A 20,728-nucleotide genomic window follows, 5' to 3' on the forward strand; every position below is an offset into this window, starting at 1 on the left:
TGTTAGTTCTCCTTAACTTTCAACCCATGCGTACATACATACTTTTGATTACAAATATCACATATCTTCCAATGATGTTTCTTTGGCAAAAACGGAAAGTCATCATCGTTTATGAATCGATCTAAGTCTTTGATAAACCGGTTGTATTCAAAATCACTTAAATTAGCAGCTTTTAAGATATGTGACAGAACATTCATCTGAGAATCTTTCCAGCTAGCGTATTTAAACTCTAACTTTGTATCAATATAATTCTCTTGCAAGTCACTAGTGATATTTCCCTCTACCATTTTTTCTATCTGCCTATGGTCTAACACATCCATAAATGGGAAAAGTTTTTTAAATTGTTTTAATGTAGAATCTATAGAAGTACCTTTTTCCCTATACCTTGTTATCGAAGTGTAAGTAGCTAATAATTTTGAAACATACTGAAGACTAAATTCATCGTTATAATACGTAAATTCATCTAGGCAATGATTAAATAAAAATTTCAAGTAACACGCCTGACCGGAACGTTTCATAGATGCGTCCATATTTGGATCAATGGATACAGTACTATTTTCATTATAAGGTAACATCGGTTCAGTATTCTCAAATTCATTATGCTCTTCGAAACTTTCACTAGGTATACCGAGTATTCGTAAAATAGAATACGGTTGTGCCTGGTCTTCATCTAGCTCTTCAATATAGCTTAGTTTTATGGAATTTATCGGTGATAGGAAGTACGTCCCATAAAATAAAGAGAATCGTAAAAAATGAATATACTCCTTTTTACTAGTGGCAACGATCGAAGCAACATCGTTTATCCCTTCAATCATGTCAATCGTAATAGGAAAAGGAAGTGACTTTTTCGTTTTATTTAATAAGTTTTCGTCTGATAACCCAGCAAAATGGTACGCCGGAATAATACCGAGTCTTTTCTTCTCTTCTCTTGCTTTTGCTAGCAGTACCCCACCATCAATTTGTTCAAAATCTCTAACAATCCACTCGGCTTCCTGGTCCTTGTTTTCTTGGGCCGCCAAATAAAAATGTAACGTTTCTTTTATATCTTCAATATCAGCAACTACATTTTCGATATTAATTAAATCTAGACGTTTTTTAATGTCATCAATAAAAGCGACTTCTTTTGCGCTGATTTCTTTTTTATTCATGTTTTCTGAAAGATATTCAATTAAACCTTGATAGTGTTCTTTTAAATCCACTTGCCCTTCTTTAAATAACTGGGAAGCAAAGTTGTCAATATATTCTATTACACTTATAAAATCGTCAATATCGCTTTCTGTGTACCTGAAAAATGAAAGCTTCCGTGTTCGATTTCTTTCTTTGCCACTTACTGTTTTTTTGACAATTTCTAAACGAGATTTATATTCTTTTAGTGTGTTGGCCCCTTTAAAATACAATCCAAGGTCATAATACATTTGTAATGGGGTTAGGCCTTGATTAAATTTCCAAATATTTAGTGCTAAACATTCTTTTAAATTATTAGCATCTAGCTCAAGCTCTTTTTTGTCCGGGTTCCACATGTTGTAAATCCCTAAAATAAATTGACCAATTGGATAGGACAAGAAGTGTCTTCCTCCAAAATGTTCCGGAAAATAAACCTTTAGCAATTCATTCATTTCACTTCCATCAACAGCATAGAATTGCTCTTTCATATTTTTAATAATTTCTATTTTTTTTATCTTATTATTTTTTGCAGCTTCTTCCGCGCTTTTTTTTGCTTTTGTATAAATGGGAGATACGTAGTCAGTAAAAGCAGTTAAGTTAGTAAATTTCAGTAAAGACTCTCCAGTCTTTTTAACATTCCTAACGTTTCCTTCGAAAGTAGAACCAATATTTTCACCTAAAGCCCTTGCCTTCACCTCAAATAGAGAACCCGAGGAAACAATATCTTTCTTTGTCCACGAATAAACTTCCCCCCAGGTACTATAAATCGTCTGAAATTCTTGGCAATAGTTAAATAGAAATATTACCTCCACACCCATGGACTCAAGTTTAGTAACAAACTTATGAATTAAGGGAGTAAACTGATGGACACCATGGATAACTACTTTATCAAATGGCAGTTCTTTACTTAGCAAATTCAAGATGTGTTCAAGGACATTTTTATTCTTTTTGTCTTCTTTTAGATTAGAAAACTCTTTGGTTATGTTTTGAATTCTATCTTGATTGTTGTCAGCTTCTTTAAGATGTAAATCTCGTTCTAATTCAGTAAGCAATATTTCATATGTGCAGAATTGTAAGCCTTCCATCCCTCTTTCCGATTGATGAAAAAGTCTTTGAAAGCAATCAAAGTTTATTAGCTTTTCATAGATACCCACTAAATAATTTTGTTCTATCGTCAAGTGTTGGACACTTCGAAAATCCTCAGGGGTGATACCACATTCAATAATGAATCTAATAGATTCTAAAATATCATTGCGATTGTGGGTAAAAGAACTCCTGATTTGGTCATTACCTAATTTTTTTATTTCCTTTGATAAATAGATGTATTGTAGTAGTTTTTGTTCATTATTCCCGTGCCACTCACTATAGAATTGCTTTAAAAAGCTATCGATGGTACAGATTAACGAGAATTGTTCACGACCATAGTAGGCTTTTAATCCCTCGACTAAGGTTTGTGATACACATAAGTGCGGAAACTTTTTTATGTCGTCCCAATGGTCGTGACCCTGTAACTCAAAGGGGTTTTTATAAGTTAATAGCTTCATTTTGGCGTCCCCGCCCCTTCTAATAACTTTCGCCATGATTTATTAATATCCGGGTCGCAATTTACGGATTTAAACCAAGTAAAAGATTTCTCTGCTCTTGTCATTGCTACATAAAGAATTCTAGCTTCCTCTTGAACCTTGTACCCCATCTCTTCTTGCTTTTCTTTAAAGAAGATATCGTTTGCAATAAATGTTTCCCCGACTCTTAATTGGAGCCCAATATCTTTGCTACTAACAATCATTTCATTACCACTTATTGACTCTAATTCAGACTCACAATAAGGTAAGATAACATGGGTATATTCTAGACCTTTGGATTTATGAACTGTAGTACAAAGTAACTTCTTTTTGTTAATGTGTTCGACCGTTCTCTCATCTTCATGTTGATTTGCAAAAATCATAATATATAAGAAATCACTGATTTTGTTAATTGTCATATACTCGTCATTCGTTCTCTTAATAATCGTTTCGATTAAAAGGTCCATGTTTTTCTTATAATGTTTTTTCTTTTGCAATATTTCTTCTTCATTTTTCAAATTGAACTGGTGAATATAATGATTCCAAGGTTTCAAGTCATAGATGATTTGCTTTACTACCCTAATAACTGGTTCATTTTTTAATCTGTTAACGTAATCGCTCCAACCAGGGATTATTTTATTTTCCTGAAAGAGTTGTGTAATATATACCGGTTTATTTTTATGTGAATAAACAATTCGGTTACTAATTTTCTTAGAAAAATTAGAAAGAGAAAGTGCGTATAGATGCTTCGGACTATTGTTGAATTGTAATGCCAAGACTAATTTGTATAAGTCTACAGTGGATTCCAACTTATATAGATTGTCAGCAATATCTGTCTCAACCTCGATTCCGTAATTTTTGCAAATTTGTCTAATTTGTTCAATTTCTGAGTTCGTTCTTGTTAAGATTGCGATGGATTGTTTTTCTATTCCGTTATTTTCCAAATCATTAATTGTCTCTACTAATCGCTGTTCGAATTCATTTTCCGTTTTATAAGTGAGAGAGTTCATTCGAATTGGTTCACCCGATTTCTCAACACCTTGTAATGCCTCATCATACTTAAGTAAATTCAGCTTTTTTAGGTTTAAAAAATGATGGTGATACTCTTGCAACAGTTCATCATATGTTCTGTAATTTTTCGTTAGCGAAAAAGTTTTTTCCCAGTTCATCATTCCATTTAAAAGAAGTTCAAATGCGTTATCTTCTGCACCTCTAAACCTATAAATACATTGTTTTATATCTCCTACAACAAAGAGACGGAAACCAAATAGAGCTTGAAACTTTTTAATTGCATCAATTTGAAAATCATCCGTATCTTGAAACTCGTCAACAAACAAATATTTGATAGCGTGGTCGACGGACGGTGCATTTTGAAGTTGTTCTAGTATTTTAAATAAATAAATCATTAAATTACTCAATTGAACAGTATTTTTTTCTATATCTTTGCTAATCGTATTGGTTTGTACATTTGACGCCGTTTCAATTAATAGGTTAAACAAATCTTGATGATTTTTGACTGTACCAAAATTGTAGTTAATAGATAAATCTACATTTTTTTTGTCTAGTTTATCTAGCAGAGTGACTACGGTCTTGACTAGCTCATACTTATCATATTGAATGGTACAAGTTAGATAATTCTCATTACTTGCGACTAATTTATTTAATTCCTTCACTACAGCTTCTCGTCGCTCATAAATCCCAGACTGAATGGAAATTTCCGTTCCAACCCCTAAATAAACAGAGTAATATTGGATGATTTTTTTCACTAGAGAATGTATTGTCGAAATATTCATCTTAGCTACAACTTCCATATATGAAAGAAAGAGTGTATTTTCTGTAACAATAAACATATTGCTAAAATATTCATTGAGCCTTGATTTCATATTGTTTGCAGCTTCATTCGTAAAAGTAATCATAAATATTGACTTTAGAAGTTCATGAGGGGTAAAGTGATTCTTGGCAACTAAAAAGCTAATTCTTGAGATCATTGAATGAGTCTTACCTGTACCTGCACCGGCTGACACTAATATATGTTTATCAATACTAGCGTGCTCTACCTGGTATTGACTGAGGTTGAAATTAGAATGGTCGTTAAAATAATCTAATACATCATTTATCTTCTGATCCTCTATCAACCCATCATAGATAACAAAGTCTTCCTTTGGATTATCTAAAATTGTTTCGTAAATTTCTAAATGGAAAATTCGTTGCTTCAGCATTTTTTTTTCTCTGTCATAAAGTTGAAATGAAGTATATTCATCTAAATATTGAAATGATTGATTGGTTGTTAGCTGTTCGTATATTATTGTGTTTATATTTCCAACTTCAGTTAATATAATTATCTTAATGCCCAGCTTCCAGTCATTTAATGCTTCTTTAATTGTTTTTTGGATTTTATTTATCTGATTATGTCTCGGAATAAAGATGAGTTTTGAGTAGAGTTTCTTTTGAGTATCTCTAACAAATAAGTTATAAGATGTGATTGGATTTTTTATTATTTGTTCTTCTGTTTCGAATGTTCTCCTAAGCTGGTGATGAACTTTTTCATCTATTCTTGTTGAAGAATTTCTTTTTACTAGCTTCGCCTTTTTCATTAAGGTTTCCATAAAGAATTCTGGCTTATCAAAATCCTCCTTTAACAAAGTGACACTTCTCTCAGAAACAATATTCAATGACTTTTCCTGAAACGTGTTTTCTGTCATATTGGGATAACAAACAATGGGTGCAACAAACGTATCTATCCCCATTGATTCTTTAATTTTGTTTGCAAGTTTAAAACAATACTTTCTACATTGTTTCAGAGGCGAATAAGCACTCTCTTCGATACCGTTCTTGTTTAAATAATAGGTCATTTCACTATCAACTCTACTAATATTATGTCCTTCCCATGCCTTCACTTCTAAAATAATAAATCCTATTTCGGGGACCAACAAGCAAAAGTCAGTCTCTGCTTCCTCTATAAAATAATTAAAATAGCCAATGAATTTATTTGGTAAGTTTTCCTTCAGAAAAAAATATATGAACCTTTCACTTTCGTATTTAAAATCTTTTAAATTTTCTGGATACATAATTGCCATAGACGACACCTCACAGTTACCCTTATATAACTAACCAGGTATAAGGATGTATATATAAATAATATTATACTCCTTATTATCTTACAATAATAGGGATACATGTAAAATCAACCTGTCGTTTGACATATACTTTGGATTACTATGGAAAGAAGTCTATAAATTACAATCTTTTTCCCCTTTCCAAAGTAATCACGGGAGTTCATTTGCTTTTTCAAAGCTATCAAAGGAGAAAGTCTCTTATATTTTCTGTTTTGTTTTTTATATGATGACATCGCAATTCAAGTAAGACCTAAGGCTGTCATTGTCTCATCAGCACTTCTTCTCATCCACTCTACAAGCCCTACATAATCCTTTGCTTTAACAAAATTCTTAGCCGTTTCTTTCATAATACCGTCCCGCTTAAATGTCTTACTCTTTAACTCACGGATTTCATCAGCATGTTTCAGCAAAATTGTCGCCATTTGGATCGTATCTTGATAGATTTTGTTCATGTCCCATGTAGTGTTTTCATCTTTTTCTGCACTGAAACTAGAGCCAGAGCGGTTTCCGTAATGAACGTTCCATTTATAATGAAGTTTGCATTCTTTTAGATATTTATGTTGAATAACTTCAAACCAAGCTCCTTGGAACACACCTGAGAGTTGGAAGTTCGGTGAATAGCGATGATGGCCATTACAGCCTGCTAATGTTATGATACCAGCTAAATTTAATACTTTTACCATCATTGCAACCTGTGGATCTAAGTCTAACGCACTAACTTTAATCCCATATCGTCTTTGAGCAAATGCCCTCCAAAGATAGTGGTACCCTTCCATTCTTACTGGAAACTCATGACCACGTAAGTTCATGATTCTTTTCATTATCGCAATTGGGAGTCGATTTACTAACACTTGAAATTTATCGTCTGCTCCCCAAAATGTTGGGATATTCAGGCTATTTAGTAACTCACGGACCTTTCTTATATCTTCTTTTGTGTTCTTCTCAGTAAGAATAATAATGTCATGTTTAACCTCAATAAATACTCCTCTCATTTGTAACGCCTCAACCACACGCTCTGTTCCATTCATCATTTCTAAATTCATTAAGTTCATATTTAGCAACCTCCTGTTTTCTTTGTATCCAAAGTATAAAACAAGACCGGTTACTCTTTCGTAACCGGCCTAACGGAGGACGTAGTATGGTGTATCTATTCTCCATTCGTAACCTTTATTAGTTGTTACTAAAACGGAGTCTTTAATATCTTCTCTTCCCATAGCTTGTGAAAGTTTATTTCGTATCTTTAACATGTACTTCTTAACGGTTGAGTCACTTACTTTGCGCTCTTCCCATATAGACTTTTCAATACTTTCTTTCGAACATGATGACAATGCGTGGTCCATGATGAAACCTAGAATTTCTGCTTCTTTTCGTTCTAAGTGAACATCATCTTTGAAAGCGCGAAAATACTTATCAGCCTTAGTTAAATCTAATACAACACACTTTCCGTTCATTGCGTCTTCTATAACATCCTTATAGCTGTCTCTAGATACAAATCTTCTCTTTTCATTTGACTCTTTTAACAAAATCGGTTCTCGTCTATTTTCTTTGATTTTGTCAGAATATAACTCAATAAACCACTCATGCTCGTGATGTTCATCTAACATTTTTGCTTCTTCAAACAACTTAAATGCTTTATCAATATATCCAAGTCTTGCGTAACCTAGTCCCAGGTTACAAAGAAGTTTAATTCGTTTACTTCCGACTAACCCTCTTTCTAAAGCTTCATTGCCGTAAAATAATACCGCTTCCCATTTTCTTTTTTCCTTCGCTAATACGAAAGACAAATGATAAAATGCATCCGGTTTAGTTGATGCATGAATCGATGCAAGTCTCAATGTTTCATAGGCAGCAAGTTGGTTACCTCTTTTCATTTTCTCATCTCGACCTACTTCTAAATATAATTCAGAGAGCGTAATTGAATAGCGCGGTTCTTTCTTATCTAATTGTATAAACTGTTTATACAAATCTACCCCTTCCTCTAACCAAGCATTCCGCTCTTCCCCTTCATCTAATCCATCGCGATCGAGCCAGTTATCTTCCCAATCTAACAGCTCTTCTAGGGTCTTTTGCTGCATCTTAGTCTCTCCTTTTATACTTGATTCGCGTAGTCGATAATCTCTTGAAAGAATTCTTTAAGCTTCTGGTCTGTTAGGTCAACCATTTCTGTTGGTGCTCTTTTTTCCCTTGGAATATATAAAATCTGATTGGTTGGATTAATAATTGATTGAACAGTTTCTTTCGTTAGCGTATGTAATGGGAAATCTACTGCTAATTTAATGCCATTTTTTTGAGGGAATAGGTAACCCATTTTGTTTTCAGATTCATTATATTGGGCCTTTAAGCCACTAGACCATGGAACTTGGTTTGGACAAGTAATCATTAACGGTCAACCTTATTTTTTAATTCAGTGATAAAACATCCATTCAATCCTTCAAAAAAGTTTACCCCTCGAATAAACCCTTTTTCTACTTGATTATTCAATCATTTCACCTCAATTCTATATTTTTTACTGATTACAAAATCCGCCTATCATTTCAAATATCTATGTCTATTATACTGAAGAATTGTAATTTTTTGTTGGATATTCAGTGATTTAATAAGATTAATAATGTTTCATCTAAACAAACATAGTAAATTTGAACCACAACCAATCCGAATTATGCTATAATTGATGTTAAATAATCCCTAAAAAGAATGGAGATTACATATGGGCATAATTCGCGGAATAGGCAAAGTAGTTAATGTTGTTGGTGGAGGGACCGCTAAAACTGGAGTTACTTTGGTAAGCAAAGCGATATCTAAAAAACATGAGAAATTAGGAAGTTATCTAGGCGAGGTTGGTCATAGTGTCGTTGATGCTTCACAAGGAGCCATCGACTCTGTTACTCAATTTGCTGACGGGTCGATACAAGGAGCCTATGGCGTGATAACCAAGGATGATTATCATAAACAACAAGGATGGGGAGATATTAAGGATTCTACTGGGAGAACATTAAAAGGACTAGGATCATCGATTACCTATACGGCTAGAAACGTGGGAACGACATTTAATGGAATCATCATAAAAGATAAAGATCAAGTAATTTCAGGCGCGAAAAATCTCGGTAAAGTAGCTGCTGTTGCTGGTTTAGCCATTGGCGTGGTTGATTTCGTTGATGGACCGAATACGGCCGAAGCTGAGACAATTGATACTCGTAACGGAAATTTAACTGGTGAGATACACCCAGAGACAGGGGTCCCGTTTGAAGAAAAAACGATACAATTACCTAATGGCGATAAGATCGACGGTACGTTTCCAGTCTTTGAATCAAAATTTAGTGTGATCCTTGCTGAAGAAATATATTTAGAGAGCGATCGTGTTCACTTCAACGTTGCAAACGAAACATTATATCAATCGATTCAGGAAGACTCTAACATTGCCAAAGAACTTGGTTTATCTCAATCTGATGTTGTAGGACTTGCAAATGGGCAGACTCCTCCGGGGTACGACTGGCATCACAATGAAGAACCTGGTGTCTTGCAACTAGTTGATGAAGAGACACACCAACAAACTGCACATACTGGTGGCAGAAGTATTTGGGGTGGCGGAACTGAGAATAGATAAAAATGCTAGTAGTACAACCCAACAGCCATGGTTTGTACTACTTTTTTATAGAATTTGAAGAATAGGCTGTATCAGACTTAAAAATTGAAATACCTCCCCGTGGACGAAAAGATGAAGAAACATGTTGGCATCCTCAATTCCAACAGCAAAAAAGAGGAAATCTCCTTTGTCTTCTCCAAATTTGAGTTGTTCTTTTACTTTTTTCCATTTATGATCACCAATTTGCATATCTGTCGGTCGACCATCTGTTACCAGAAAAATCTACGGTCGGTAAAAAGGAGTCTCTTGCTGTTACATACTACAAATCTCATTGATTTGTACTTGTATTTAACTCTCTTATTACTTCCTCAATATTCTCTGCATTTTTCAATCGAAATTTAAATTCTACTCTGCGTGAATTCTCTCTATCTACTGTTTTTCCATCTTCAAGATATTTCAACTGGCTTTTTGAGCGACCGTTTGCGGTTATATTATCTTTAACAAGCTCTTTATGAGGAAAATCCCCAAACTCATCACTCAAAATATATTGAACAACACTGAATGCGCGTCGCTGTGATAATTCTAAATTGTTCATAAACGTGCCTACATCGTCGGTATGGCCTTCTACGACAACCTCAGCAATATGGTCTGAGTACTTACCATATAAAATTGAAAAATATGCCGGGATAAAGACGGCCAAATCATTTTTAAAGACTTGCCTGATTTGTTCCTTACCCGTTTCAAATAACAAGTCATTTTGAAACTTAATAGCTCCTGTCTCTTTATCAATTTCAATTTTTAATTCAGTTTGTGAAAATTCAGCTTCGAGATCCTCGATAATATCCGAATGAATTCCGACAAAATAGTTGATGATTTCTTCCTGTTCATCAATTTTTCGTTCCTTTTCCGCTAATACATCCTCCCGGCTTATAATAATAGCCATTAGAAAAAGTAATACAACTAAAAGAATCGTTGAAAGGACGTCTGTAAAAGACGGCCAAAAGTCATTATCATCTGAACGGTTATCTAAAAGACGTTTATACTTTTGATTCATAACGCTCATCCTGTATTGTATTGTTCTTTTGGTTGATTAGGTGTTCATTTAATCCATTGATGCTTTTGTTTAAATCTACCATCGTCTTATCTAGAGATCTTATTGACAAATCATTTGTACCTAAATGTGAATCATAGAGATTGATCATTGATGATAATTGTTCTTTGATGATTTTATTGGTGACATCCACATAAGTCTTAAATTGATTAATACTATCCTTCACACCTTTACCTAAACTATCATCTAATTGTTCTAGAAGGCGTTTCAATTCTTTCGTTGAAAGGTCAGAGAATTGCTTTAATGACTGTTGCAGTTCTTCAGATTGTTTTTTAAACAGTTCCGTTCCATCTGTAACGATATTTTCAGTATGGAGGATAAGTTTCTTCATTTCATTTACGACTTCGGTATTGTTATTGTCAAAAGACTTAAAGAGATCAACTGTTTCAGTAAAGGTTCCTTGTACTTCCTTGTTTTGTGAAAGGATTTGCGACAAATACTCACTAAATTCAGCTTGATGTTGTTTTTGATTGGTCGTTTGTGCTTCAATATGTTGAACCACTTGTAAGTAGTAATCTTGATATTGTTTTTGTAATGCATCCACGTTTTGAAAATAGTTCATCATTTGTTTGGTTTGTTCGTGGATTTCTTGCATGTTTTCTGTGAAGATTTTAGTTAATCGGCCCAAATGTTCAAACGAACTATTTTCTAAAATATCTTTCATCGTATTGGTTGCTTGTTCTACATTTTCAATTAATGCTGAATTCTTCATTTCTATTTTTCGTTGTGATTCTACTAGTTCACTTTGTCGTTTTAAACTATCTTCATAAAAGCTAGACATCGCTTCAAAGGCATCATGTTGTTTTTCTGACTGAACCGAAAAGTATTGTTCAATTTCCTGACCTATCTTGCTCATCGATTCATTTGCACTTGTAATTGCTTCTCGATTTTCCGCTTGAATGTTTGTTTGCTCACTCATGTATTGTCCCATGTGTTTTGATGTTTGCTGCATAAGATCAACTGAATACGACTGGATCTCTTCTTGTTTTTCAAAAAATGATAATACTTTTTCGAAGTTCACATTTAATTGGTCCATATGGTTGTTATAACTTTCTGTGAACAGCTCCATATTTCCAAAAACGTTTTGAAGTTTTTGAGTGTTATCAGAAAACACACCATTAAATTCATTCATGTTTTTAGTTGCTTTCTCAAAACTTATGGAAAACGTTTGAATATCCACAAACGATTGATTCATCTCTTGAATTGCTGCTTTTACATCTCCCATTGCGTCTACTAATTTGTGATCAAGGGTTCGACTTTCTTTTAAATTTAAATAATTTTCTACTCTTAACATCACTTGAATCAATTGCTGTTCCGAGTTTTTCATTTTTGTCCATAAATTGATAATGATTGAACATAGTATCCCAGCAATACTCGTATAGAAAGCTGTATGTACGCCATCTAAAACATTCGTAATCGATTCTCCCATTTGCTCAGAATTAATTCCACTTAAAGCAATAACTAACCCGATAAACGTACCCAATACCCCAACCAAAATTGAGAGTGAGACTGTCATCTGAATTAACTTTAATTTTTGAACAATCGTCGTTTTATTCTGTGGCATTTTAAATTCAGTCATATATTCTTCAATAAACGACTGAATATTTATTTTATTTTCTGTTTTTTTACTTTTATCATTAAATTTTTTCTCAATATCTCGCAATAATTCAGAACTAGCATGGGAACTATCAATGGCGTTATTTTGTTTTCTTATAAAGGAATAAATTTTCTGGTTCTGTATTACCGCTATCGTGACGATCGTACATAATAGGGTAATTGTGATGAAAATAACTAAGTTTGATAACAAAAATTCCAAGCTGATCTTCCTTCCTTAAATAATGATACAATCTGCATACTCCGTTATAAATTTATGTTCATCTTTAAAATCAGTCCGAATCCGATTTGAAGTATCGTCTTCATGTATTGAAATGATTGAAACTGTTTTCCCTTCTGTTTGTTTATACTTCATTAGGATTTCATAAAAGTGTGCATCTCCTGAGAGCAACAGAATATGATCTAAATATTCAAACCTTTCCTCCATCTTTTTTATTAATGCCTCGTCATCCACATCTGACTCTTTTCCATTAACAATTCTTTTAGCTTTAGGTGTACCATTATTTGTTTCATGTACTCTAAAACTAAATTCGTTTTCTAACGTTTCTTTTAACTGCTTCTGAGAATGATATACATCATTAGTTTTCTCTTCATCTTCATAAACCGGATAAAATAAAACGGCATGTTTATTTTCTTCTTTAATACGCCCCTTAGCCTCTAATCCAAAAACAGAGAGAACAAGTGAATGATAATCAATTTTTAAGTTGTGTAACCCTGTGTAAATATTTGCAACATCTAAAAACACGCCAAAACGTCTCGGTTTCGAAGTTAAGTCCGGGTTTTTGATAAAATTTGCAACTTCTTGAAAACTATTAAATTCGAAGTCTGTCTCGGACTTCATTCGCTGTAATAGCTTATAAAGCAAACTATCATGCTTTGGCATTACTGTATTATCAGGAAGCATTCTGGCACTATAATCAAAAAAAGACCAAATTAGTTTAGCAAAGCCACGCAAGTTCGTATCAGTGATTTTTTCTAGAGACATATTAGGGCGAATTTTTAGCAAATCATAACTAATAAAAGCAGCAATCATCCCATTTGGATTATATAGAAACGAATCAAAACTAATGTCCTCCACCGAAACAGTAATTTGATTCTTGGTTAAGGAGGCAAAAAACGAAATTAATTGCAGGATCCATCTAGGATTGCTCACCATTTGTTCAATATGATTGAAATCTGATGAAATTTCCTTTTCCGGTATTATATAAATTGGAATATCATTAAATTGATGTCTCCTTGCTTCCTTTAGTCGGTCATTAAGCGAATCTATATGAGTTACTAATGCTGAACTTTGATAAAAAGAAAGGTCAAGAAATTCATTACTCTTTACACTTTGCAGAAATTTAAGTTGCTTCGTATAGGATTGATAGACATCATGAACGTCTGAGAAATGTAAATGTTGATAATCTGACAAACTAATTAAACTAGACTCTGGAATAACTCTTCCACCTTGTTCATAATGCTTAATTAACACATTCAACTGTTCAAATGAATAAATTGGCTCCTGAATAATATTTGTATCTCCACTACATTTCTCATACGTAATACAATGGGAGCGATATGTATAGAATAATAAGGAAGATAAAGAAGAAAACCGATGTTCACTGTCAAGGAACGACGGGAGAATACTAATGGTACTTTCTAACTTAGAATGTGACATAACGCACCTTTCTGACTACTGTCAATTGAAGTAGTCCTTTATCGTTAGTAAAAATATACTACAATCACCCAAAGAAAAAAGGTAGTTTTTGTCGAATTTTTGATTTTTCTAACCTATAGAATACTTATTAGAAAAAATGACAGCTGCCGTCACTACTACACCAGGAAGATGAGAAGCTATTAAAAACCTTCCTACCTCCTCCCCCTCAAAACCCTCACCTGCTGCTTCAACAACTCATTCTCCCTCACTAATCGCTCATTCTCCCACCTAATCTCCAAAATCTGCTTTTTCAACAATGACAATTCATACGCTATTCTTAATTCCCGAATCTCTCCCATTCTCCATCCTCCATTTCATTTTTTTCTTCATTAGCTCTGCTTTTTGCTAGATTCAAAAACCTCCCATACTCCTTCTCAAATAAAGCCTCCACCGTGCCAACGGGTCCGTTTCGTTGCTTGGCTACGATAATTTCTATTTTGTTTTGCTGTTCGGTTTCGTTGTCGTAGTAATCGTCTCGGTATAGAAATGCGATAATATCGGCGTCCTGCTCGATACTGCCGGACTCTCGTATGTCGGACATCATTGGTCTTTTTACTTGGCGGGTCTCGACCTTTCTTGATAGCTGGGAAAGGGCGATGATGGGAACGTCTAGTTCTCTGGCGATGGCTTTTAATGAGCGTGAGATGTCGGATACTTCTTGTTGGCGGTTTTCTCCTCGTTTGTTTGGGGACTGGATGAGCTGGAGGTAATCGATGATAACAAGGAGATCGCGGTTCGGGTATCGGCGTTTCATTTCACCTAATTTGGAGCGGATCTCCGTGACTTTTATGCTCGGGTTGTCGATGATTTCAACGTCCCACTTTTCGATGGCTCCGATTGCATTGACGGCTTGGCGATAATCGGCTGCGGAAAATAAGCGGGTCGGGTTTTTCCATTTCATGCCGTCGATTTTTCCTTCTGCTGAAATCAATCGTATCGCTAGTTGTTTGTCTGCCATTTCGAGGGAAAAGAAAATCGTGACTCCTCCTTTGCGGCAGTTGACGGCGCCCATATGGAGGGCGAATGCTGTTTTTCCGACGGATGGTCTTGCGGCTATAATGATGAGGTCTTGTTTTTGCCAGCCTCCGGTCATTTTATCGAGATCCATGATGCCACTCGGTCTTCCGAGCATTTCGTCTGTTGGGTCGTGCATCGTGTTGACGACGTCGATTAGGATTTCATTTTTCGTGCGGTGTTGTTTTTTCATCGTCAGTTCTTGTAGCTGTTGCAGATCGGTAATGAGGCTAGAGATTGTTTCATCATTTGCTTCGTTGTAAAATTGCTCGGTTAATTTTATCGCCGCCCGTTTTCTGAAATGCTCGAGGGTTAGTTCTTCGTAGTATTTGAAGTTGCTTGTTGTGGCGACGGCATTCATCAGATCAGATAGGTACGCCACTCCCCCGATTTGTTCGAGTGACTCGCTTAAAACGGTGACAACCGCAACCAAATCGGGTGGGGTATCGTTTTGTTCTAATGTGAGCATCGCTTGAAAGATGATTTTATGCTGACTTTCATAGAAATGTTCTTCCTGAAGACTGCATTCCTTAATGAGTTCTGGATCAATGAGGATCGCTCCAATGACGGCTTGTTCAGCAATGGTCGGTTGCTCACTCATCTTCGCTCTCCGTTAAAACAAGCTGTTGGAAGCGAGCTTGAAGCTCTTGGATTTGCTCTTTCGTTGGTGGATCCTCGGAGGCCATTTTTTCGTATTCTTTTGTTTTTCTCAAAATCTCGTTTTCTTGAATTGGATAGGAGGCAATGTCGGAAATCGTTGGGGGCCATGGATTAGTCATAATGTATTCGTTTAAACGTTTCATCACGCCAGAAAAGTCCATGTTCAGTAAGGCCGGGACGAAGATTTTCATTTTTCGTTCGGTGATTTCGTAGGATGGGTACACATCGCGGATCGTTAGGAGAACTTCGGCTGCTTCCTCATTTGTCATGAGAAGTCACCTCTTTTCACTCGTTCGAGTAAATCAGTTGAGGTCGTTTGAGGTTGGCGCTGTTGGAAGTGTTTTCCATTTGCTTCGATAAGTTGGGGTGTTGTTAGGTTTTGGTTAACCCATTTTTTAAGGATTCCTTCTGCGTAATCCCAGCGCTTTTGCTTCATCAACGCTTTTTTTATCGCTAGCATCACAACTTCAGGGCTTAACTCTTCTAACCAGAGGGCAATAGACTCTGCGATAAACGGATTTAGGACACCGATGTTGTCTTCGTAGAATCTGAATACGGTGGCGTATAGTTCTTGTTTTTGTTCTTTTTCTTGTTTTTCTTCTTCTTTTTGGCCACGTAACGTCGCCGTATCGTCGTTTTCGGCGGTGAAGGTCGTGTAAAGCTCCCGAATCGATGGATTGGTCACTGCTTGTCCAACATAGTCAATAAGAGAGCGATCCTTCACATCCTCTAATTCCTTTTGAATACAGTCAAGCATTGGTTTGCCTCCACGCGCGAGATTGTGTTTGCCCCAGTTCTTGATCGCAAGCTCCCTTGTTTCGTCGTTGTAACGAATGAGTTCATACTGGTGCAAGAAGCGATCAAATAACAGCTGCACCGTTTCAATCGAGAAGCCCGTCTCAAATGCCACTTGTTTCTTCGTGATTCGGTAGATGCCAATTTGAGTCACCTGCGGATTGGTGAGAAGATACATGAAAAAGAACTTATCCTCCGGCGTCATCTCCTCCATCACTTTCGGGTCTTTCCAGAACCCCGTTTGGATCATACGAAATTTAGCCACACTACATCCTCCTTGTATATGGATATATTTAATTTTTCTATACGCCAATAAATCAGGAAAAACTTATTCGCCTTCCCACCTTGAAAACCTGACCATACAGTAACTCGTTCGCTGCATTTGCCTCTGTAACACTTGAAGACTAACTGGGACTTCGATTTCATGGTAATTTTTAAATACAACAAGCGAAGAAGTTGGTTGTTTCGGGTGTGGTTTGATGGTTTTGACATGTGTGTAGAAGATCCAAATACAGTCGGGGTTTGAAGGGGATGAGGTTGGAAAGGCATAGATGAGTTCCATCGGGTTAATTGGAATCGGAACCTTGTTCTGTGCACCCGTTTGCGAGATGACCGCTAACCTTCTACCATCGTAAGTGGAACCGCCGGGGAGGCAAGCTTCCTTAATCATTGTGAGGGTTAGTTGGTTCACATGATGCTGCTGCAGGGGTTCTATCGCTACCGTGCAATAGTGAATCTGCCTCGCTGGTATCAAAGCCATCGTGTCCTTCGTGATTTCATAGTGAGAGAGAATCGTTTCAATCAATGAAAATCAACTCCTAGGGATTAATGGATATGAGGGGTAGGAAAAAGAAGAAGGGAAATCTGACAGGTAATAGTAGTCTACTTAATTAGTAGAGGTACGGGAAGAGAGATAAAGATGGTGGGTTTAAATAAACGTTTAATTAATCGTCTTTTTTTAGTTCTTCTTTTAGTTTTGGATAGATGTTCTTATCAGCATCAACAAGTAATTCATACGGAGATTTCAGGTTTAATCCCGCCGCAATCTTGAACAACGTCGGAATCTTCGCTGTTGCTTTGCCACGCTCGATTCGTTCAATTGTACTATCGTTCACTTCAGAGTGATAAGCTAAGTCCTCAATGGTATATCCCTTGGATTTACGCCTAGCTCGAATGGTTTTGCCGATTTGTTTGGTGATTGATTCTTCGAAATCCAAGGTGAAAGCCCCTTTTTTACAGACATTATCTATCTGATCAAAAAGGGACACCACGGCTTATACGCCGTATTTTGGGTATTATTTACAATTGTTTTTAAATTTTTTTTCGGGTGCAATCTTAGAGAATCATAGGGACGGTTCTTGTGCTTCTTTTTAAGAGAACCACATCTTGATCCCTCCGTAAGAAATGGTGGCACCGTATCATAAGTAAAGGCGAAATTTTGCCTTTAAGCCCGTTTAGATCGCAAAAAGCTCCACCAACGAGGGGAGCTCCAAAACCTATGAGAAAAATTGTTTCGTAGGGTTATTTGTCTTTATTTAAGAGTACATTCTCAATTTATTATGATGTCGTCCAATTGGTACCACAGAAGGAGAGCCCGAAACGGGGTCTTGAATTACCGTACAATGGAGACCAAAAATATCCTTAATCAATTTATTTGTAATAACCTTTGATGGTTCGCCCTCTGTGACAAGCTTTCCTTTATGAAGAGCAAAGATATGATCTGCATAACGTGCTGACAAATTGATATCATGAAGAACCATTACAATTGTTGTTCCACGCTTTCGGTTAAGATCTGTTAACAGGTCAAGAATTTCGACTTGATAGGTGATATCTAAATAAGTTGTTGGTTCATCAAGAAACAATATATCTGTTTGTTGCGCCAGTGCCATTGCAATCCATACACGCTGTCTTTGACCCCCTGAAAGCTCATCAATATTTCGATCGGCAAATTCAGTGATATTCATAATTTCCATTGCATCAGCAACAGCTACATAATCCTTTTTTGTCCAACCTTTTAGAAACGTTTGGTGTGGGTATCTTCCTCGTCCTACTAAATCTGCAACTGTTATTCCCTCAGGAACAATAGGTGATTGAGGCAAAAGGCCTAACACACGAGCCAATTGTTTTGGTGGAATTTTATTGATTGGTTTTCCATCTAAGGTCACTTGCCCAGAAGTAGGTTTAATAAGCTTAGCCATCGTCTTAAGTAATGTAGATTTACCACATCCGTTAGCTCCAATAATAATGCTTATTTTATTGCTCGGAATTGAAATACTAACATCGTGTAGAATTGTTTGATTATCGTATCCAGCTGTGATTCCTTCAGATTGAAAAATATGTGTTGGTTTCATTATAAATCTCCCTTTCGATTGATTCGGATTAGCAAGTAGATCAAGTAAGGCGCACCTAGAATCCCTGTGATTACACCTACAGGGTATCTAGCAGTAAATGCAAATTGTCCAATAAGATCAGATGCTAAAACTAAAATGATCCCAACAAGACCGGCTGGAATAATATTTGAAAACCCAACACCAACTAGTCTTTTTGCGATAGGTCCAGCAAGAAATGCGACAAATGCGATTGGTCCTGTTGCCGCAGTAGCTAATGCAATGATAAGTACAGAACTGATAACAAGTATAAGTCTTGTTTTATTAGTATCAACTCCAAGTGAAGTTGCTGCTTGCTCACCAAGTTCTAACATATCTAATCGTTTCCCGAGTGCGATGATAATAGGTGCGAAGATAAGAACTATAATGATTAGAGTATAAAGATTCTCCATTCTAACATTTAGACTGCCACTTAGCCATCTCATTGCAGTAGGAAGATCGTGGTGCTTACTAATAAGTAATAAATAGGAAATGACAGCGTTTAGCATTGCTTGAATTCCAATTCCTATTAATATTAATCTACCAATAGAAAATGAAGTTCCTTTTGATAGTAGAAAGATAACTACCACTGTAGCAAGTCCACCAATAACAGAAGTAATAGAAACAACCATATTACTTGCATTTAGTACAATGATACAAAAAACAGCGGCTGCACTTGACCCAGCTGTTATTCCAATGACATTTGGGTTTGCTAAAGGATTTCGCAACATGGTCTGAAATATATATCCACCAACTCCGAAGGCAAATCCTGCAAAAACACCTGCAATCATTCTCGGAAAACGTATCGTGCCCACTGCAAATGATGCACCTTTTACATCCTCACCTAGTAGGACACGTACTACATCCTGAACTGAATAAATAGTGTTACCTAACATAAGCATAGTCCAGCAAAGTGCTAAGGCGATGATTGCAAGTAAAGCAGTCACAAGTATAAAACGACGACGTCTCTTTTTTCTACCTTCTATAATAAGATTCATAGTTTCATTCATCATAATGCACGCATTTTCGCTTTCATAGTTAGTAAGATTAAAATAGGAGCCCCAATAAATGCTGTAACTATACCAACTTCCAGCTCACTAGGACTCCCAATAATCCTGCCGCTTATGTCTGATATAGTTAAAATAATGGCACCGGAAAGAGCTGACATAGGGATAACATAGCGTAAATCAGGTCCAATAATGAGTCGTATTACGTGAGTAGCTAATAACCCAATAAAGCCAATAGGACCAGCTAGAGCTGTAGCTGCAGCACACAATAGAACACCGCCAAAAGCCGCAATAAGTCTAAGCATTCCAGTATGTACTCCTAGACCTTGAGCAACTTCATCACCTAATGCTAATGCGTTCAGCCCTGGAGCCGTAAATAATGCTATTAGTATTCCAAAAATAAGAAAAGGAATAAACGTAGAGATTGAGCTCCAGTCTCCCGATCCAACACTGCCAACTTGCCAAAATCTAAATTGATCCATAACATTTGTGCGGGGAATCATAATTGCGATTACTAGCGAGGATAATGCTGCACTTGTAGCAGCCCCCGCTAAAACAAGTTTAAGGGGCGTGGCACCGCCACTCCCCATAGAACCAATTCCGAACACAAAAATGGCAGTTATAATTGCTCCTACTAGTGCAAGCCATATAAAATGACTTGGAGAACTGATATTTAAAAAGGAAATCCCCAAAACTACAAAGAGAGCTGCCCCTGTGTTGACTCCTAATATACTAGGATCTGCAATAGGATTGCGAGTAACTGATTGCATAAGAGCCCCTGAAACCCCTAATGCAGCACCACACATCAAACTAAATACAGTTCTAGCAATTCTTTGGCGAACAACATTTGCTTCGTGGGACTGTACATCCGGGTTGAATAAACCAGTCATTAGTTCAGTCCATCCAATTGTACGAGAGCCAAAGGCAAGAGATGCCAATACACATATACCGAGTAAAATAATAAGGAGTATCAGAACTCTTATAAAATTCTTCGGCATAAGTAACTGCTTATTTTCTGAAACGGATGTGTTAATCAT

At 36.2% G+C, this 20,728-nt stretch carries 18 protein-coding genes; 1 reads left to right on the forward strand and 17 read right to left on the reverse strand.

All coding sequences use genetic code 11. From position 1 onward, the window contains the following. Positions 1–2: 2 nt before the first annotated feature. The 5 genes from B1R93_RS05850 to B1R93_RS05870 all read right to left on the reverse strand — a co-directional run bounded on the left by B1R93_RS05850 (position 3) and on the right by B1R93_RS05870 (position 8,222). Positions 3–2,708, reverse strand: a complete 2,706-nt coding sequence (locus tag B1R93_RS05850; RefSeq protein WP_088103006.1) for a hypothetical protein — start codon at positions 2,706–2,708, stop codon at positions 3–5. Then, complete coding sequence (locus tag B1R93_RS05855) at positions 2,705–5,803, reverse strand: UvrD-helicase domain-containing protein (RefSeq protein WP_088103007.1); 3,099 nt, start codon at positions 5,801–5,803, stop codon at positions 2,705–2,707. The genes B1R93_RS05850 and B1R93_RS05855 overlap by 4 nt, the downstream gene beginning before the upstream one ends. A gap of 278 nt (positions 5,804–6,081) precedes the next feature. Further along, positions 6,082–6,894: a hypothetical protein gene (locus B1R93_RS05860; RefSeq protein WP_088103008.1), complete on the reverse strand. Its 813-nt coding sequence runs from the start codon at positions 6,892–6,894 to the stop codon at positions 6,082–6,084. A 69-nt stretch (positions 6,895–6,963) separates the two neighbouring features. Then, entirely contained in the window at positions 6,964–7,917 is a 954-nt protein-coding gene (locus B1R93_RS05865; RefSeq protein ID WP_088103009.1) for a helix-turn-helix domain-containing protein, read from the reverse strand. Positions 7,918–7,931: 14 nt separating this feature from the next. Beyond that, a complete protein-coding gene (locus B1R93_RS05870) occupies positions 7,932–8,222 on the reverse strand; it encodes a hypothetical protein (protein ID WP_088103010.1) in 291 nt (96 codons plus the stop codon). A gap of 327 nt (positions 8,223–8,549) precedes the next feature. Here B1R93_RS05870 and B1R93_RS05875 point away from each other — a divergent pair, with 327 nt between their 5' ends. After that, positions 8,550–9,446, forward strand: coding sequence for an HNH endonuclease (locus B1R93_RS05875; protein WP_088103011.1), 897 nt, complete (start codon positions 8,550–8,552; stop codon positions 9,444–9,446). A 307-nt stretch (positions 9,447–9,753) separates the two neighbouring features. Here the strand turns inward: B1R93_RS05875 and B1R93_RS05885 are convergent, their stop codons facing one another. From B1R93_RS05885 to B1R93_RS05935, 12 genes are all read right to left on the reverse strand, one after another. Then, positions 9,754–10,479 carry an OmpA family protein gene (locus B1R93_RS05885; RefSeq protein WP_165763740.1) on the reverse strand — a complete coding sequence of 242 codons (726 nt, stop codon included), beginning with the start codon at positions 10,477–10,479 and terminating at the stop codon, positions 9,754–9,756. Continuing rightward, complete coding sequence (locus B1R93_RS05890; protein ID WP_088103014.1) at positions 10,463–12,352, reverse strand: MotA/TolQ/ExbB proton channel family protein; 1,890 nt, start codon at positions 12,350–12,352, stop codon at positions 10,463–10,465. Before B1R93_RS05890 ends, B1R93_RS05885 begins: the two co-directional genes overlap by 17 nt. 15 nt (positions 12,353–12,367) lie before the next feature. After that, positions 12,368–13,810 carry an NYN domain-containing protein gene (locus B1R93_RS05895; protein ID WP_088103015.1) on the reverse strand — a complete coding sequence of 481 codons (1,443 nt, stop codon included), beginning with the start codon at positions 13,808–13,810 and terminating at the stop codon, positions 12,368–12,370. 191 nt (positions 13,811–14,001) lie between these two features. Continuing rightward, positions 14,002–14,148 (reverse strand): hypothetical protein, encoded by a 147-nt coding sequence (locus B1R93_RS22930; RefSeq protein WP_165763741.1) that lies wholly within the window; start codon positions 14,146–14,148, stop codon positions 14,002–14,004. Next, positions 14,127–15,464, reverse strand: a complete 1,338-nt coding sequence (gene dnaB, locus B1R93_RS05900; protein ID WP_088103016.1) for a replicative DNA helicase — start codon at positions 15,462–15,464, stop codon at positions 14,127–14,129. Before dnaB ends, B1R93_RS22930 begins: the two co-directional genes overlap by 22 nt. Beyond that, positions 15,457–15,792: a replicative helicase loader/inhibitor gene (locus B1R93_RS05905; RefSeq protein WP_088103017.1), complete on the reverse strand. Its 336-nt coding sequence runs from the start codon at positions 15,790–15,792 to the stop codon at positions 15,457–15,459. Before B1R93_RS05905 ends, dnaB begins: the two co-directional genes overlap by 8 nt. After that, positions 15,789–16,583 (reverse strand): DnaD domain-containing protein, encoded by a 795-nt coding sequence (locus B1R93_RS05910; RefSeq protein ID WP_088103018.1) that lies wholly within the window; start codon positions 16,581–16,583, stop codon positions 15,789–15,791. The genes B1R93_RS05905 and B1R93_RS05910 overlap by 4 nt, the downstream gene beginning before the upstream one ends. Positions 16,584–16,646: 63 nt before the next feature. Then, positions 16,647–17,123 carry a competence protein ComK gene (locus B1R93_RS05915; protein ID WP_088103019.1) on the reverse strand — a complete coding sequence of 159 codons (477 nt, stop codon included), beginning with the start codon at positions 17,121–17,123 and terminating at the stop codon, positions 16,647–16,649. A 139-nt stretch (positions 17,124–17,262) separates the two neighbouring features. Further along, positions 17,263–17,535 carry a helix-turn-helix domain-containing protein gene (locus B1R93_RS05920; protein ID WP_165763742.1) on the reverse strand — a complete coding sequence of 91 codons (273 nt, stop codon included), beginning with the start codon at positions 17,533–17,535 and terminating at the stop codon, positions 17,263–17,265. A 318-nt stretch (positions 17,536–17,853) separates the two neighbouring features. Beyond that, on the reverse strand, positions 17,854–18,669 hold the full coding sequence (locus B1R93_RS05925; RefSeq protein WP_088103021.1) for an ABC transporter ATP-binding protein: 816 nt from the start codon (positions 18,667–18,669) through the stop codon (positions 17,854–17,856). After that, complete coding sequence (locus tag B1R93_RS05930; protein WP_088103022.1) at positions 18,669–19,697, reverse strand: FecCD family ABC transporter permease; 1,029 nt, start codon at positions 19,695–19,697, stop codon at positions 18,669–18,671. The genes B1R93_RS05925 and B1R93_RS05930 overlap by 1 nt, the downstream gene beginning before the upstream one ends. Further along, entirely contained in the window at positions 19,694–20,728 is a 1,035-nt protein-coding gene (locus B1R93_RS05935; protein WP_207634121.1) for a FecCD family ABC transporter permease, read from the reverse strand. The genes B1R93_RS05930 and B1R93_RS05935 overlap by 4 nt, the downstream gene beginning before the upstream one ends.

It is taken from the genome of Halalkalibacter urbisdiaboli (genome assembly GCF_002156385.1).
Classification (GTDB): Bacteria; Bacillota; Bacilli; order Bacillales; family Bacillaceae_D; genus Halalkalibacter_A; species Halalkalibacter_A urbisdiaboli.

Bases quoted from the DNA above. Each gene is read 5' to 3' on its own strand.
- B1R93_RS05895 (WP_088103015.1), bottom strand. From the start codon at position 13,810: ATGTCACATTCTAAGTTAGAAAGTACCATTAGTATTCTCCCGTCGTTC.
- B1R93_RS05925 (WP_088103021.1), bottom strand. From the start codon at position 18,669: ATGAAACCAACACATATTTTTCAATCTGAAGGAATCACAGCTGGATAC.
- B1R93_RS05860 (WP_088103008.1), bottom strand. From the start codon at position 6,894: ATGAACTTAATGAATTTAGAAATGATGAATGGAACAGAGCGTGTGGTT.
- B1R93_RS05930 (WP_088103022.1), bottom strand. From the start codon at position 19,697: ATGATGAATGAAACTATGAATCTTATTATAGAAGGTAGAAAAAAGAGA.
- B1R93_RS05905 (WP_088103017.1), bottom strand. From the start codon at position 15,792: ATGACAAATGAGGAAGCAGCCGAAGTTCTCCTAACGATCCGCGATGTG.
- B1R93_RS05935 (WP_207634121.1), bottom strand. From the start codon at position 20,728: ATGATTAACACATCCGTTTCAGAAAATAAGCAGTTACTTATGCCGAAG.
- B1R93_RS05850 (WP_088103006.1), bottom strand. From the start codon at position 2,708: ATGAAGCTATTAACTTATAAAAACCCCTTTGAGTTACAGGGTCACGAC.
- B1R93_RS05875 (WP_088103011.1), top strand. From the start codon at position 8,550: ATGGGCATAATTCGCGGAATAGGCAAAGTAGTTAATGTTGTTGGTGGA.
- B1R93_RS05885 (WP_165763740.1), bottom strand. From the start codon at position 10,479: ATGAATCAAAAGTATAAACGTCTTTTAGATAACCGTTCAGATGATAAT.
- B1R93_RS22930 (WP_165763741.1), bottom strand. From the start codon at position 14,148: ATGGGAGAGATTCGGGAATTAAGAATAGCGTATGAATTGTCATTGTTG.
- B1R93_RS05870 (WP_088103010.1), bottom strand. From the start codon at position 8,222: ATGATTACTTGTCCAAACCAAGTTCCATGGTCTAGTGGCTTAAAGGCC.
- dnaB (WP_088103016.1), bottom strand. From the start codon at position 15,464: ATGAGTGAGCAACCGACCATTGCTGAACAAGCCGTCATTGGAGCGATC.
- B1R93_RS05865 (WP_088103009.1), bottom strand. From the start codon at position 7,917: ATGCAGCAAAAGACCCTAGAAGAGCTGTTAGATTGGGAAGATAACTGG.
- B1R93_RS05855 (WP_088103007.1), bottom strand. From the start codon at position 5,803: ATGGCAATTATGTATCCAGAAAATTTAAAAGATTTTAAATACGAAAGT.